Consider the following 13,570-nt stretch of genomic DNA (forward strand, 5'->3'; position numbering starts at 1 on the left):
GCGGGGGGGGGGGGGGGGGGGGGGGTCGCGGGGGGGGGGGGGGGGGGGGGGGGGGGGGGGGGGGGGGGGGGGGGGGCGCCCCCCCCCCCCCGCCCCTGTCAGGCCTCCTGCAGACGGGCCCGGCGCAGCGCCCGGTGCACCCCCTCCGGGGTGAGTACGCCGATCAGCGCGCCGGAGTCCGGATCGGTGACCCCGATCCGGCCCGAGTCCTCCTGGAGCAGCAGCGCGAGCGCCTCGCGCAGACTGGCCCCCAACGCCACGCCGGCGGCGGGGGCCTTTCCGTCGGCGGCCGTCAGGTCCGTGTGGGCGACGGGCGTGACCGCGAGCCGCTTGAGCCCCCGGTCGGCGCCGACGAACCCGGCGACGTACTCGGTGGCCGGCGCGGCGAGGACCTCCGCCGGGCGCGCGAACTGCTCGATGGTGCCCGCCCCGTAGACCGCGATGCGGTCACCGAGCCGGATCGCCTCCTCCAGATCGTGGGTGACCAGCAGGATGGTCTTGCGCACCGTGCGCTGGAGCGCCAGGAACTCGTTCTGCAACCGCTCGCGCACCACCGGGTCCACCGCGCCGAACGGCTCGTCCATCAGCAGCACCGGCGGATCCGCGGCGAGCGCGCGGGCGACGCCGACGCGCTGGCGCTGCCCGCCGGAGAGCTGCTCCGGGTAGCGGCCCCCGTAGACGGCCGGGTCCAGCCCGACCAGGTCGAGGAGTTCGGCCGCCCGCGCGCGGGCCTTGGCCTTCGGGGTGCCGATCAGCTGCGGGACCGTCGCCGTGTTCTCCAGGACCGTCTTGTGCGGGAACAGCCCGACCTGCTGGATGACGTAGCCGATGCGGCGGCGCAATTCGACCGGATCGGCGGCCGCGATGTCCTCGCCGTCCAGCAGGATCCGGCCGGAGGTCGGCTCGATGAGCCGGTTGACCATCTTCATCGTCGTCGTCTTGCCGCAGCCGGACGGGCCCACCAGGGTGACCAGTTCGCCCTCCGCGACCTCGAAGGACAGGTCCGCGACGGCCGTGGTCCCGTCGGGGTAGCGCTTGGTCACTTGCTCGAATCGGATCACGGAGCCATCCTTCCCTACCGGCGCGGCCCGTTTGTGAAGGGCGTGTTGCCCGAGTGCGAAGGATTCCGGCCATCGTCGGTGCCGGGGGTTATGGTCGCTCATACGTACGTTCAGGTGACGGGGGTGAGGCGCGGATGGCCGGGCAGAGCTGCCTGGTGGCGAACGACTGGATCTGCTGGGAGTACGTCACCTCCCGGTCCCAGGAGCTCACCGACGCCACCCTCGAACACGTCTGGATCACGGCCGTGTCGGTGCTGATCGGCATCGCCGTGTCCCTCCCGCTCGCGCTGCTGGCCCGCCGCGGCCGCCGCTGGGCGGCCCCCGTCCTCGGCATCACCACCCTGCTCTACACGGTCCCCTCGCTCGCCATGTTCTCCCTGCTGCTCCCGGTGTTCGGACTCTCGGCGGCGCTGGTGGTGACCGGCCTGGCCCTGTACTCGCTGACCATCCTGGTCCGCAACGTGCTGGCCGGCCTGGAAGCCGTCCCCGAGGAAGTGCGGGAGGCGGCGCGCGGGATGGGGTACGGCGCGGGCCGGCTGCTGTGGCAGGTGGAGCTGCCGCTGGCGCTCCCCGCGCTGCTGGCCGGAGTCCGGATCGCGACGGTCTCCACGGTCGCGCTGACGACCGTCGGGTCCATCGTCGGCAAGGGCGGCCTCGGCAACCTCATCGCCCCCGCCGTCAACAGCTCCTTCAAGGCCCAGGTGCTCACCGCCTCGGTGCTGTGCGTGCTGCTCGCGCTGGCCGCCGACCTGCTGCTGCTCGGCCTCCAGCGGCTGCTCACGCCCTGGACCCGCGCCACCCGCCGCGGCGGCCGCGGCGCGCGCGCCGCGCGCGAGCTCCGCACCGCCCACGTCGCCGAGGTGGCCTGATGGGAGTCCTCGGACAGGCCTGGGACTGGCTGGCGGACGGCGCCAACTGGTCCGGGGAGAGCGGGGTCTGGCACCGGCTCGGCGAGCACGTGTACGTCAGCGGGGTCGCCCTGGCGCTGGCCTGCGCGGTGGCGCTCCCGGTCGGGCTGGGGCTCGGCCACCTCGGGAAGGGCGGCGGGCTCGCCGTCAACGTCTCCAACATCGGCCGGGCCGTACCGGTCTTCGCGGTGCTGGCGCTGTTCATGGTCTCGCCGCTGCGCAACGCGGGCTACGTGCCCACCATCGCCGCGCTCGTCCTCTTCGCCGTGCCGCCGATGCTGACCAACGCGTACGTCGGCGTGCGCGAGGTCGACCGCTCGGTGGTGGAGGCGGCGCGGGGCATGGGCATGTCCGGCGGCCAGCTCTTCTGGCGGGTGGAGCTGCCGCTCGCGCGCGGCCTGGTGATGACGGGTCTGCGCTCGGGCGCCGTCCAGGTCATCGCCACGGCCACCATCGCGGCCATGGTCGGCCAGGGCGGCCTCGGCCGGATCATCACCGCCGGCTTCAACACGTACAACACCCCGCAGGTCGTGGCGGGCGCCCTGCTGGTCGCCGCACTGGCCCTGCTGGTGGAGGGCGCGCTGATCGCGGCGGACCGGCTGCTGCCGGGCGGGGCCGCTCGCTGACCCGCGCACCCCGCCCCGGCGGCTCCCGCCCCGCGGTTCCCGCCTTCCGGCTTCCCCCCTTTCCTCGAAGGAGCAGACACATGAGCAAGTCCACGCGCGTCCTCGGCGCGGCCCTGGGCGCGGTCGCCCTGACCGCCTCGCTCACCGCGTGCGGCGGCGACAGCCTGGAGAAGTCCAAGGACGGGGGCTCCCCGGCTTCCGCGCCGGCCGCGGGCGCCAAGGGCGGCAAGCTGGTGATCGGCGCGGCCGGCTTCACCGAGTCCAACGTGCTGGCCGAGCTGTACGCACAGGTGCTCGGGGACGCCGGCTACTCGGCCTCGATCACCACGGTCAACAACCGCGAGCTGTACGAACCCTCGCTGGAGAAGGGCGAGATCGATGTCGTCCCGGAGTACGCGGCGACCCTCGCGGAGTTCCTCAACGCCAAGGTGAACGGCTCGAAGGAGGCCACCGCCAAGCCGGTCGCCTCGAGCGACGTGGCGGCGACGGTGGCGGCGCTGGAGAACCTGGCGGGCCCGCTGGGCCTGAAGGCGCTCGTGGCGGGCTCGGCGGTCGACCAGAACGCCTTCGCGGTGACCAAGGAATTCGCCGCGAAGAACAATCTCAAGACCCTTTCCGACCTCGGCGCGTCCGGTCTCAAGGTGAAGATCGCGGCGGGTGACGAATGCGCCGTGCGGCCCTTCTGCGCACCCGGCTTGAAGAAGACATACGGAATCGATGTTTCCGGTATCGACCCCAAGGGCGTCGGAACCCCGCAGGCCAAGCAGGCGGTCAAGGACGGCGCCGACCAACTGGTCCTCACCACCACCACGGACGCCACGCTCGACGCCTACGGGCTGGTCCTGCTGGAGGACGACAAGAAGCTCCAGAACGCCGACAACCTGCTCCCGGTGGTCAACGCCAAGGACGCCGGCGCCCCCGAGATCGCGGCCGCCCTCGACAAGATCACCAAGGTCCTGACCACGGCGGACCTGGTCGAGTTGAACCGCAAGGTCGATGCCGAGCGGGCCAAGCCGGCGGATGTGGCGAAGGCCTATCTCGAGTCCAAGGGCCTGGTGAAGAAGTAAGAGGTCCGCCTTTGATGAGGAAAGGACGGTAACCGCTCGGAAACAGATTGCCGGGCGGTTACCCCACACCCAGTCCACGCCCTGTAAATTTCAGGCCATGCCCCGTGGACGCCACCGCAATCCCGAACCTCTTCACCGGCTCCTCACGCCGTCGGCCGTCGCCGGCGTGTCCGTCGCCGCCGCCGGCGCGGCCTGGCTCCTCGCCGAACCGCTGCCGTTGCGCCTGCTCGTGGCCCTGACCGCGGCCGCCGGCGTCACCGGGGCCGTCGTCATGCGCTCCTGGGACCGCGCGGCCGGGCGCCGGGTCGCGGAGCTCGGGCGCGAACGGGTCAAGGACGAGTGGCGCACCGACGAGCGGATAGCCGAGCTGGAATCCGACCTCGAAGAGGCCCGGGTGCTCCGCGGCAAGCTCGACGCCAAGTTGCGGGCCAAGCGCGTCGAACTCGCGCGCCTGCGCGGCGAACACGCGGCGCTGCTGCGGCGCTACGCCACCGCCGAGACCGAGCGCGCGAGCGCCCTGGAGCGGCGCCGGCTGCTGGCCATCGAGGCCGCCGCTCCGGCCGCCGCGGCCCCCAAGGAACTTCCCGCCGTCTCCGAGGAGCGCACCGCGTCCGGCGCGCCCACGCCGGTCGGCTTCGCCCGCGCCCATGCCGCGCTGGGGGCCCTGGCCCGCACGGCGCGGGCGTCGTCGCGGGCCACGGCCGAGCCCGGGTCCGGGACGGTGGAGTCCGCCTCCGCGAAGCCCGCGTCCGCGGAGCCCGCCCCGGAGCGGCCCGCCCCGGAGCGGCCCGCGCTCGAGGCGCACGCCCGGCCCGCGCTGGCCGCGCTCCCCGCGCGCCGCCTCGCGGCCGCGGTGGCCCCGTACTCCCCGCAGCGCCGCTCGGCCTCGCGGGTCGAGGGCGGCTTCGACTTCTTCGGTACGAAGACGGGGGCGCAGGCCCGCGCGGCCATCGAGTCCGTCCAGAACGAGGACCTGGCCGACGTGGTCGGCGCGGAGGTCCTCGCGGTCCACAAGGCGGAGTCCGCCCGGGGCGGCGCGGAGCCGGAGTTCAAGCAGGCCACCGCCGAGCACCGCGCCGTGGGCCAGGTCATCGACCTGACGGCCCACGACGAGACGGAGCCGATCGACGTGGCGCAGCTGCGCACGGCGATCTCCTAGTGCCACGGCGCCGGGCCGTCCCTTCCGGATCCGGACGTGACGGCCTAGCCGTCCGATCCTGATCCGCCGGACGCCCCCCGGCCGAGCGAGTCGAACCAGCGGACGGCCTGGGGCGCCGAGCGGATCGCCGAGGTGAAGTGGTCGGCGTCCGGGCCCTGGTCGACGATCCTCGCCCGGACCCCGTGGCGGGCCAGGTCGGCCGCGCAGGCACGGGCGTTGGCGAGGGGCACGTCGGTGTCGGCGGCGCCCCCGTAGAGGCGGACGGGGGCCGAGGGCTTCCCGTCGCAGGATCCGTCGTTGGCCTGCAGGGCCGCGAGCAGGGCGCCGTGCGGGTCGCGGATGTTCTCGGCCCACCGGGGCGTGAGCAGCTCCTGGGGAGTCGCCGGGAGCGCGGCCGCGATCTCCTCCTCCCCGTGGTTCCCGTCGAACAGGGTTTCCACAGCCTGTGCATAAGGGGCGCGGAACACCTCGGCCGGGTCCTCGTAGAGCGGGTGCAGCCGGTTCTGCGCGGTGAGGAAGTAGGAGAGGTAGAAGACGGCGCTGCGCGGCGCGACCCGGCCGTCGGTGATGCCGGGTATCTCGGAGCCGGTCAGGTCGTACGGGCCGGCGATCGGGGCGAGCCCGCGCAGCCGCAGGCCGTCGCGGCCGCGGGAGAGTTCGAGGCCCAGCGCCATCGCCACCTGGCCGCCCTGCGAGAAGCCGGTGGCGTAGACGTCCCGGCTGACGCTCCGGCCGAGCCGCTCGGCCGCGGCGCGGGTGGCCTTCAGCATGTCCACGGACGCGGTGACGGAGGAGGCGGTGTCCATGTACGGGTGGCTGCCCGGGCCGCCGCCGAGGCCGAGGTAGTCGGGCGCGGCGACGGCGCGGCCGGCGGAGGCGTGCAGGTACGGCGTGAGCCGGTTGGAGCCCGCGCCCCCGGACGGGGCGTCGTCGCGGTGGGCGACCGTGCCGTGGGTGTCGGAGACCAGGTCGAGGCGGTGCGCGCCCTGGCGGGGGAGGACGGGGAGGACGAGGAGGCCGGTGGCGGTCGTCGGGCGGCCCCGGGGGTCGACGGTGGCGTACTCGAGGCGGTAGGCGGCGACGCCGTACCGGACGGTGGAGGTGTCGAAGCCGAGGGCGGCGAGCCGGGCGACGACCTCGCCGCGGCCGATGGTCTCCAGGGGGGTGACGCCGATGAGGGTTCCGCGGGCGCCCCGCGAGGCGGTGGCGGCGGAGGTGGCGGCGGAGGGGGTGGGCGCGGCGAAGGCCACGGGGGCGGTGATGCCGCCGAGGACGGCCGCGAGGGCTACGGCGGCCGCGCCGCGTCGGAGCAACTGGCGTGGGCGGACGCGCTGTTGGATCGTCATGGCTCGAAGCTACGGCCGCTCCGGCCGCCCCGACATCCGGCCGCCCCGACCCCGTGGGGGGTGCTACCCCCCGGGCCGGGAGCCGCCGCGCGGGGCCCGGCCGGCTCGTCGGCCTACTTGTCGATGTCACCGACGACGAAGAACAGCGAGCCGAGGATCGACACCATGTCGGCGACCAGCTGACCCGGCAGCAGGACGGCCAGCGCCTGGATGTTGTTGTACGAGGCGCTGCGCAGCTTGAGCCGGTACGGGGTCTTCTCGCCCTTGGAGACCAGGTAGTAGCCGTTGATGCCGAGCGGGTTCTCGGTCCACGCGTACGTTTCGCCCTCGGGGGCCTTCAGCACCTTCGGGAGGCGCTGGTTGACCGGACCGGGCGGCAGTTCGGCCATCCGGTCCAGGCAGGCGACGGCCAGGTCGAGCGCGTTGTGGGTCTGCTCCAGCAGGACCTCGAAACGGGCCAGGCAGTCGCCCTCGGAGCGGGTGACGACCGTGAGCACGTCCTGGAGCTCGCCGTAGGCGAGGTACGGCTCGTCGCGCCGCAGGTCGAAGTCGACGCCGGAGGCGCGGGCGATCGGGCCGGAGACCCCGTACGCGTGCACGGCCTCGGCGGACAGGATGCCGACGCCGCGCGTGCGGCCCCGGAAGATCTCGTTGCCGCGGACCAGCTTGTCGTAGACGTCCATGCGGGTGCGGACGTCGGCGATGGCCTCGCGGGCGCGGCCGAGCCAGCCGGCCGGAAGGTCCTCCTTCAGGCCGCCGACCCGGTTGAACATGTAGTGCATGCGGCCGCCGGAGATCTCCTCCATGACGGCCTGGAGCTCCTCGCGCTCGCGGAACGCGTGGAAGATCGGGGTGATCCCGCCGAGTTCGAGCGGGTACGAGCCGAGGAACATCAGGTGGTTCAGCACCCGGTTCAGCTCGGCGAGCAGGGTGCGCATCCACACGGCCCGCTCGGGGACCTCCATGCCGAGCATCCGCTCGACGGCCATGACGACGCCCAGCTCGTTGGAGAACGCGGACAGCCAGTCGTGGCGGTTCGCGAGCATCACGATCTGGCGGTAGTCGCGGGCCTCGAAGAGCTTCTCGGCGCCGCGGTGCATGTAGCCGACCACCGGCTCGGCGCTGACGATCCGCTCGCCGTCCAGGACGAGCCGCAGGCGCAGCACGCCGTGCGTGGAAGGGTGCTGGGGGCCGATGTTGAGCACCATGTCGGTGCTCTCCGCCGCGCCGCCGATGCCGACCGTGGTCTCCGTCATGGCGGCATTCTCGCAGCCGAGGGGGCCCCACGGCCCACCCCCCTACGCTGGGGGAATGGAAACGGGGACAACGGGTGGGACGAGCGGACCCGAGTGGGTGGGCCTGCCGGGCGGGCTGCTCACGTTGCGGCGGCTTCTGCTGGTGTTCTGGACGGGGCTGTTCGCCCTGGTGACGGCCCTGGTGCTCGGGCTGACCGCCGGACCGGCCTGGGCGGCCTTCGGCGGGATCTGGCTGCCCGTCCTCGCCTGGGGCTGGTGGCTGCTGGGCCGCAACTGGCTCTCCTGGCGCTACGCGGAGCGCGCCGACGACCTGCTGATCAGCCGGGGCGTGATGTGGCGCGAGGAGACCGTGGTCCCGTACGGGCGGATGCAGCTGGTCGAGGTGGCCTCGGGGCCGCTGGAGCGGCGCTTCGCACTGGCCTCCCTCCAGCTGCACACGGCCGCGGCGGCGACCGACGCGAAGATCCCCGGGCTCGCGCCCGAGGAGGCCGAGCGGCTGCGGGACCGGCTGACCGAGCTCGGCGAGGCAAGGTCGGCGGGCCTGTGACCGCCGAACCGGCGGCCGCGTCCGCCGACCCCGCGGCCGCGTCCGACGAGCGGCGGCTGCACTTCCTCACGCCCCTGCGCCGTGCCTGGGTGCCGATCGCCGCGACCGTCGGCGTCGCCGCCCAGCAGGGCGAGAACGTCGCCGAGTGGGTCACCGGCCTCTCCACCCTCCTGCGGGCCCTCGCGCTGGCCGCGCTCGTCCTCGTCTTCGGCGTGTACGGCTTCCTCAGCTGGTGGTTCACGCACTACGCCGTCACCGACGCCGAACTGCGCATCCGCACCGGGCTCCTCTTCCGCCGCACCGCCCACATCCGCCTCGACCGGATCCAGGCCGTCGACGTCACCCGCCCGATGCTGGCCCGGCTCGCCGGCGTGGCCAAGCTCCGCCTCGACGTCATCGGCACCGACGACAAGGACGAGCTGGCCTTCCTGAGCGAGGACGACGCCGTGGCGCTCCGCGCCGAGCTGCTGGCCCGCGCGGCCGGCTTCGCCCCGGCCGAGGCCGTCGCGCTGGGTGAGGCCCCCGAGCGGCAGCTGCTGCGGGTGGGCCCGCGCGATCTGGCGATGTCGCTGGTGCTGACCCTCTGGGCCCCGGCGGCCGTGGCCGGGGGGCTCGCCGCCCCGTTCGCGGTGTGGTGGTTCAGCTCCAGCCCCTGGGTGGCCGCCGTCACCCTGCTCCCGGTCCTGGGCGCGGTCTGGAAGGGCACCGCCGGCCGGTTCCTCGCCGAGTACGACTGGACCGTCGCCGAGTCCCCGGACGGGCTCCGCCTCGACCACGGGCTGCTGGACCGGGCCCACGAGACCGTGCCGCCGGGGCGCGTGCAGACCGTACGGATCGTCGAGCCGCTGCTGTGGCGGCGGCGCGGCTGGGTCCGGGTGGAGCTGGCGGTGGCCGGCTCGAAGAACGACGTCCTGGTCCCGGTGGCCACCCGGGCCGCCGCCCACGCCGTCGTCGCGCGCGTCCTGCCCGGCGTCGACCTGGCGGGCCTGGCCTTCGCCCCGTCGCCCCGGTCCGGATCCCGCTGGGTGGTGCCGGTGTGGTGGAAGGGGTACGGGCTGGCCGTCTCCGCGGACGTGTTCGCGGCGCGCCGGGGCCGCCTGTGCCGGCGGACGGAGATCGTCCCGCACGCCAAGGTGCAGAGCGTGCGCCGCTCCCAGGGCCCCTGGGAGCGGGCCCGCGGCGTGGCCGACGTCCACGTGGACACCGGCGCGAACGCCACGGTCACGGCCCGCCTGCGCGGGACGGCCGAGGCCGCCGAGCTGCTCCACGCGCAGGCGGCCCGCTCGCGTACCTCCCGCGCCGCGGCCCGCCCCGACCGCTGGATGACCGGAGGCCCGGCCGTCGGTCCGGCCTGAGTCCAGGCCCCTGGCTGACCGGCGGCCCGGCCCGAGGCCCGGCCGCCGGTGCGTTCGCGCCCGGTGCGTTCGCGCCCGGTGTGTCCGGGCCCGGTGCGTCCGGGCCCGGTGTGTCCGGGCCCGCTGGGGTCGGTCAGGCGCTCCCGCCGCCGCCCGCGCGGACCAGCCCCGTCTCGTACGCGAGGACGACGACCTGGACGCGGTCGCGCAGGTTCAGCTTGGTCAGGATGCGGCCCACGTGGGTCTTCACCGTGGCCTCCGACAGGACCAGGCGGGCGGCGATCTCGCCGTTGGACAGGCCCTGGGCGACCAGCATCATGACTTCGCGCTCGCGTTCCGTCAGCCGCTCGACGTCCTTGTTCCGCGGCTCGGACGAGCTCGCCGGGAGCATCGGCGCGAAGCGGTCCAGGAGCCTGCGGGTCGTGGACGGGGCGACGACCGCGTCGCCGCTGTGCACCGAGCGGATCGCGGCCAGCAGCTCGCCCGGCGGGACGTCCTTGAGCATGAACCCGCTCGCGCCCGCCTTCAGACCCGAGAACGCGTACTCGTCCAGGTCGAAGGTGGTCAGGATGATGACCTTGGGGTGCTCGGCGGGCTCACAGATGCGGCGCGTGGCCTCGACCCCGTCGAGCCGGGGCATGCGGACGTCCATCAGCACCACGTCCACCTTGGTGGCCCGCAGCACCTCCAGCGCCTCCAGGCCGTCGCCGGCCTCGGCGACCACCTCCATGTCGGGCTGGGCGGCGAGCACCATCCGGAAGCCGGTGCGCAGCAGCACCTGGTCGTCGACCAGCATCACGCGGATGGAGGAGCTGGTGGGGAAGGACATCGATCACCTTTTCTTGAGCGGGAGCAGGGCACTGATCCGGAAGCCGCCACCGGGCCGAGGGCCCGCGTCCAGGGTGCCCCCGACCATACCGATGCGTTCGCGCATGCCGATGAGTCCGTGTCCGGCACCGTCGGCTCCGCCGTCCTGGTACAGCTCGTGGGCCGCGCCGCGGCCGTCGTCCTCGACGAGCAGGCCGAGTCCGTCGTCGAAGTAGACGAGGCGCACGCTGGCCTTCGCGTCCGGGCCGGCGTGCTTGCGCGTGTTCGTCAGCGCCTCCTGCACGATCCGGTACGCCGTCAGCTCGAGGCCGCTGGGCAGGGCGCGCGGGGTGCCCTCGACCGCGAAGTCCACCGCGAGTCCGGCCGCCCGCACCTGCTCGACCAGCACGTCGATCTGCTCCACGTCGGGCTGCGGCACGTAGTCCTCGGACTCCTGCGGCTCCCCGGTGCGCAGGACGCCCAGCAGCCGGCGCATCTCGGCCAGCGCGAGGCGCCCGGTGCCGGAGATGGTCTGGAGGGCTTCCTTGGCCTGCTCGGGGGCCGCGTCCATCACGTAGGCGGCGCCGTCGGCCTGGACCACCATCACCGAGACGTTGTGCGCGACGACGTCGTGCAGCTCGCGGGCGATCCGGGCGCGCTCGGCGGCGACGGCCACCTGGGCCTGGGCCGCCCGTTCCTTCTCCAGGCGCTGGTTGCGCTCGACGAGCTGGGCGTAGTAGGCGCGCCGGGTGCGCAGGGAGTCTCCCAGGACCCAGGCGAGCGCGAAGGGGACGATCATGAAGAGGGAGTAGGCGAGGGTCTCGAAGCCCGTGGTCCCCTTGTCCACGCCGAAGCGCAGGAAGTAGAGCGGTGCGGCCGCGAGCCCCCAGCCCAGGGCGGTGCGCGACACCCAGCGCGGGACGTCGCTCGCGGCGACCGTGAAGAGGAGCGCGAACATCGCCAGGTCCCACGTGCCGGCCGTGACGGCCAGGGCCAGCTGATAGATCCCGGCTCCGAGGACGAGCCAGAACATCTGCTGGGTCCACTTGCGGCGCAGTGCGACGGCCGTGCTCAGGGCGAGGGCCAGGGGTACGGCGGCCAGCTTGAGCCTGGTGTCCAGGGCGGGCTCGCCCACGACGTTCGTCATCGACACCCCGAACAGGAGGACAGCCCAGAAGCTGTCGACGCCCGTCGGGTGTCTGCGGAGGAAGTCGTAGAGGCGCTGCACGTAACCCAGAGTAGGGACAGCGGATAGGTGCTGGAGTCAACCAGAGGGGCGATCCGGATCCGGGGGGAGTACTACCGGAGGTGGAGGCGACCATACCCTTTCCGCGATGAGCACTCAGGGTGAAGGCACGGCAGACGGAGCGGAACAGGCGCGGCCCGTCCGCTGGCGGACGGCGATGGAGCGCGCGCTGTACGGGCCCGAAGGGTTCTACGTGCGCCCCGGCGGCCCCGGTCCCGCCGGGCATTTCCGCACCTCCGTGCACGCCTCCCCGCTCTACGCGCGGGCCGTGGCCCGGCTGCTGCTGTGGGTGGACGGGGAGCTCGGCCGTCCGGAGGAGCTGGACCTGGTCGATGTGGGGGCCGGGCGCGGGGAGCTGCTGGCCGGGGTGCTGGCGGAGCTGCCCGCGGACACGGCGGCGCGGGTGCGTCCGTACGGGGTGGAGCGGGCCGGGCGGCCGGACGGGCTCGACGGGCGGATCCGGTGGACCGACGAGCCGCCCGGGGGGACGCGGGGGCTGCTCTTCGCCAACGAATGGCTCGACAACGTCCCGCTGGACCTCGCCGAGGACGGACGGTACGTCGAGGTCGCGCGGGACGGTGCGCAGAGCGCGGGCGGCCCGCTGGACGGGCGGGACCGGGCCTGGCTGGACCGGTGGTGGCCGGGCGCGGGCCGGGCGGAGATCGGCAGGCCGCGCGACGAGGCCTGGGCGGCGGCCGTCGCGACCGTGGACCGGGGTCTCGCGGTGGCGGTGGACTACGCCCACACCCGGGACACCCGGCCGCCGTACGGCACGCTGACCGGATTCCGGGCCGGGCGGGAGGTCGCACCCGTCCCGGACGGCAGCTGCGACGTCACGGCCCACGTGGCGCTGGACGCGTGCGCGGGACCGGGGGCCGCGCTGCTGACCCAGCGGGAGGCGCTGGGCGCCCTCGGCGTCTCGGGGGCCCGGCCGCCGCTGGCGCTGGCCTCGAGCGACCCGGCGGCGTACGTCCGCGCGCTGTCCCTGGCGGGGGAGGCCGCCGAACTCACGGCCCGCGGCGGGCTCGGCGACTTCGGCTGGCTCGTCCAGCCGGTGGGCGTCGGCCGCTGGCCGGCCCAGGGGACCCTCCCGGTCGCGGGGGACGGGCCCCTCCGCCCCTGACCCACCGCGCCGGCCCAGACGCACCGCGCCGGCCCTCCCCGCGCCGGCCCTCCCGCCCGCCGGCCCTCCCCGCGCCGGCCCTCCCGCCCGCCGGCCCTTCCCGCGCCGGCCCTCCCCGTGTCGGACCCGCCGCCTAGGCTCCTCCCATGACTTCCGGCATAGCCGACGCCTACTCGGCCTACCTGCGGCGGCTCGGTATCGCCGAGCCCCCCGGCGCCCCTTCCGCGGAGGGGCTGTTCGCCCTCCAGCGGGCCCACCTGGAGCGCATCGCGTACGAGAACCTCGACATCCAGCTCGGCCGGCCGGCCGGGATCGACCCCGAGCTGTCGGTGCGCCGCTTCGCCGCCGGCCGCGGCGGGTACTGCTTCCATCTCAACGGCGCCTTCGCGGCGCTCCTCGGTCACCTCGGCTACGACGTCACCCGCCATCTCGGCGGCGTGTACAAGGAGTCCGAGTCCGCGTCCGCCGAGCGGGGCGTGAGCGGCGACCACCTGGTGCTCACCGTCCGGGTCGACGGGGCGGAGTACTACGTGGACGCCGGGCTCGGAGACGGCCCGCACGAGCCGCTGCCGCTGCGCGAAGGCTCCTACGCCCAGGGCGCGTTCGGCTACTCCCTGGAGCGGCCGGAGCCGGCCGGGGGCGAGGACCGGCCGGCGTGGATCTACCGCCACCCGGGCAGCTCCGCCCCCGTCGTGAGCTTCCGCGCGGAGCCCGCCGGGACGGCCGACTTCGAGGACGAGCACGTCCGGCTGTCGACCTCCGAGGACTCCGGGTTCGTACGGGCCTTCGCCGTCCTGCGGCGCGACGCGGACGGCATCGACGCGCTGCGCGGGCGGGTGCTGAGCCGGGTCGACCCCGTGAAGGGGAACACGGAACGGGTGCTGGACGGCCCGGAGGAGTTCTACGCCACGCTGGAGGGCCTCTTCGGCCGGCGCCTCGACGATCTGACCCCGGCGGACCGCGCGGCGCTGTGGGCGCGGGTGAGCCGCGCCCACGAGACCTGGCTGGAGACCCGGCGCGGCTGACGGGCGGGGGCAGGACGAGGAGGAGGGCGGCCGAAGGGGGGCCC

Annotated in this window: 13 protein-coding genes; 8 read left to right on the top strand and 5 right to left on the bottom strand. The window is 74.6% G+C overall.

Annotated elements, in window-relative coordinates; genetic code table 11:
* Positions 1–98: 98 nt before the first annotated feature.
* Entirely contained in the window at positions 99–1,061 is a 963-nt protein-coding gene (locus tag ACWF9Z_RS12725; RefSeq protein WP_453600953.1) for an ABC transporter ATP-binding protein, read from the bottom strand.
* A gap of 134 nt (positions 1,062–1,195) precedes the next feature.
* On the opposite strand from ACWF9Z_RS12725, the gene ACWF9Z_RS12730 reads away from it, so the two are divergent.
* The 4 genes from ACWF9Z_RS12730 to ACWF9Z_RS12745 all read left to right on the top strand — a co-directional run bounded on the left by ACWF9Z_RS12730 (position 1,196) and on the right by ACWF9Z_RS12745 (position 4,821).
* Positions 1,196–1,930, top strand: a complete 735-nt coding sequence (locus tag ACWF9Z_RS12730) for an ABC transporter permease (protein WP_453600956.1) — start codon at positions 1,196–1,198, stop codon at positions 1,928–1,930.
* Positions 1,930–2,595, top strand: coding sequence for an ABC transporter permease (locus ACWF9Z_RS12735; protein WP_453600959.1), 666 nt, complete (start codon positions 1,930–1,932; stop codon positions 2,593–2,595). The genes ACWF9Z_RS12730 and ACWF9Z_RS12735 overlap by 1 nt, the downstream gene beginning before the upstream one ends.
* An 80-nt stretch (positions 2,596–2,675) precedes the next feature.
* On the top strand, positions 2,676–3,662 hold the full coding sequence (locus tag ACWF9Z_RS12740) for an ABC transporter substrate-binding protein (RefSeq protein WP_453600962.1): 987 nt from the start codon (positions 2,676–2,678) through the stop codon (positions 3,660–3,662).
* A gap of 97 nt (positions 3,663–3,759) precedes the next feature.
* Positions 3,760–4,821: a hypothetical protein gene (locus tag ACWF9Z_RS12745; RefSeq protein WP_453600965.1), complete on the top strand. Its 1,062-nt coding sequence runs from the start codon at positions 3,760–3,762 to the stop codon at positions 4,819–4,821.
* A 44-nt stretch (positions 4,822–4,865) separates the two neighbouring features.
* On the opposite strand, the gene ACWF9Z_RS12750 is transcribed toward ACWF9Z_RS12745, so the two are convergent.
* Together ACWF9Z_RS12750 and ACWF9Z_RS12755 are read right to left on the bottom strand one after the other, a co-directional pair.
* Complete coding sequence (locus ACWF9Z_RS12750; protein WP_453600968.1) at positions 4,866–6,167, bottom strand: alpha/beta hydrolase family protein; 1,302 nt, start codon at positions 6,165–6,167, stop codon at positions 4,866–4,868.
* 113 nt (positions 6,168–6,280) lie between these two features.
* Positions 6,281–7,423: an NADH-quinone oxidoreductase subunit D gene (locus ACWF9Z_RS12755; RefSeq protein WP_453600971.1), complete on the bottom strand. Its 1,143-nt coding sequence runs from the start codon at positions 7,421–7,423 to the stop codon at positions 6,281–6,283.
* A 55-nt stretch (positions 7,424–7,478) separates the two neighbouring features.
* On the opposite strand from ACWF9Z_RS12755, the gene ACWF9Z_RS12760 reads away from it, so the two are divergent.
* Complete coding sequence (locus ACWF9Z_RS12760; protein ID WP_453600974.1) at positions 7,479–7,970, top strand: PH domain-containing protein; 492 nt, start codon at positions 7,479–7,481, stop codon at positions 7,968–7,970.
* Entirely contained in the window at positions 7,967–9,325 is a 1,359-nt protein-coding gene (locus ACWF9Z_RS12765) for a PH domain-containing protein (RefSeq protein WP_453600976.1), read from the top strand. The genes ACWF9Z_RS12760 and ACWF9Z_RS12765 overlap by 4 nt, the downstream gene beginning before the upstream one ends.
* Positions 9,326–9,458: 133 nt before the next feature.
* Here the strand turns inward: ACWF9Z_RS12765 and ACWF9Z_RS12770 are convergent, their stop codons facing one another.
* Together ACWF9Z_RS12770 and ACWF9Z_RS12775 are read right to left on the bottom strand one after the other, a co-directional pair.
* Positions 9,459–10,154, bottom strand: a complete 696-nt coding sequence (locus tag ACWF9Z_RS12770) for a response regulator (RefSeq protein WP_453600979.1) — start codon at positions 10,152–10,154, stop codon at positions 9,459–9,461.
* A 3-nt stretch (positions 10,155–10,157) separates the two neighbouring features.
* Positions 10,158–11,360, bottom strand: coding sequence for a DUF7134 domain-containing protein (locus ACWF9Z_RS12775; RefSeq protein ID WP_453600981.1), 1,203 nt, complete (start codon positions 11,358–11,360; stop codon positions 10,158–10,160).
* A 106-nt stretch (positions 11,361–11,466) separates the two neighbouring features.
* On the opposite strand from ACWF9Z_RS12775, the gene ACWF9Z_RS12780 reads away from it, so the two are divergent.
* Positions 11,467–12,501: an SAM-dependent methyltransferase gene (locus ACWF9Z_RS12780; protein WP_453600984.1), complete on the top strand. Its 1,035-nt coding sequence runs from the start codon at positions 11,467–11,469 to the stop codon at positions 12,499–12,501.
* Positions 12,502–12,647: 146 nt separating this feature from the next.
* Positions 12,648–13,526: an arylamine N-acetyltransferase family protein gene (locus ACWF9Z_RS12785; protein WP_453600987.1), complete on the top strand. Its 879-nt coding sequence runs from the start codon at positions 12,648–12,650 to the stop codon at positions 13,524–13,526.
* Positions 13,527–13,570: the final 44 nt, after the last annotated feature.

The organism is Streptomyces sp. NPDC054961 (assembly GCF_053609145.1).

Bases quoted from the DNA above. Each gene is read 5' to 3' on its own strand.
- ACWF9Z_RS12730 (WP_453600956.1), top strand. From the start codon at position 1,196: ATGGCCGGGCAGAGCTGCCTGGTGGCGAACGACTGGATCTGCTGGGAG.
- ACWF9Z_RS12755 (WP_453600971.1), bottom strand. From the start codon at position 7,423: ATGACGGAGACCACGGTCGGCATCGGCGGCGCGGCGGAGAGCACCGAC.
- ACWF9Z_RS12780 (WP_453600984.1), top strand. From the start codon at position 11,467: ATGAGCACTCAGGGTGAAGGCACGGCAGACGGAGCGGAACAGGCGCGG.
- ACWF9Z_RS12785 (WP_453600987.1), top strand. From the start codon at position 12,648: ATGACTTCCGGCATAGCCGACGCCTACTCGGCCTACCTGCGGCGGCTC.
- ACWF9Z_RS12745 (WP_453600965.1), top strand. From the start codon at position 3,760: ATGCCCCGTGGACGCCACCGCAATCCCGAACCTCTTCACCGGCTCCTC.
- ACWF9Z_RS12735 (WP_453600959.1), top strand. From the start codon at position 1,930: ATGGGAGTCCTCGGACAGGCCTGGGACTGGCTGGCGGACGGCGCCAAC.
- ACWF9Z_RS12750 (WP_453600968.1), bottom strand. From the start codon at position 6,167: ATGACGATCCAACAGCGCGTCCGCCCACGCCAGTTGCTCCGACGCGGC.
- ACWF9Z_RS12770 (WP_453600979.1), bottom strand. From the start codon at position 10,154: ATGTCCTTCCCCACCAGCTCCTCCATCCGCGTGATGCTGGTCGACGAC.
- ACWF9Z_RS12740 (WP_453600962.1), top strand. From the start codon at position 2,676: ATGAGCAAGTCCACGCGCGTCCTCGGCGCGGCCCTGGGCGCGGTCGCC.
- ACWF9Z_RS12760 (WP_453600974.1), top strand. From the start codon at position 7,479: ATGGAAACGGGGACAACGGGTGGGACGAGCGGACCCGAGTGGGTGGGC.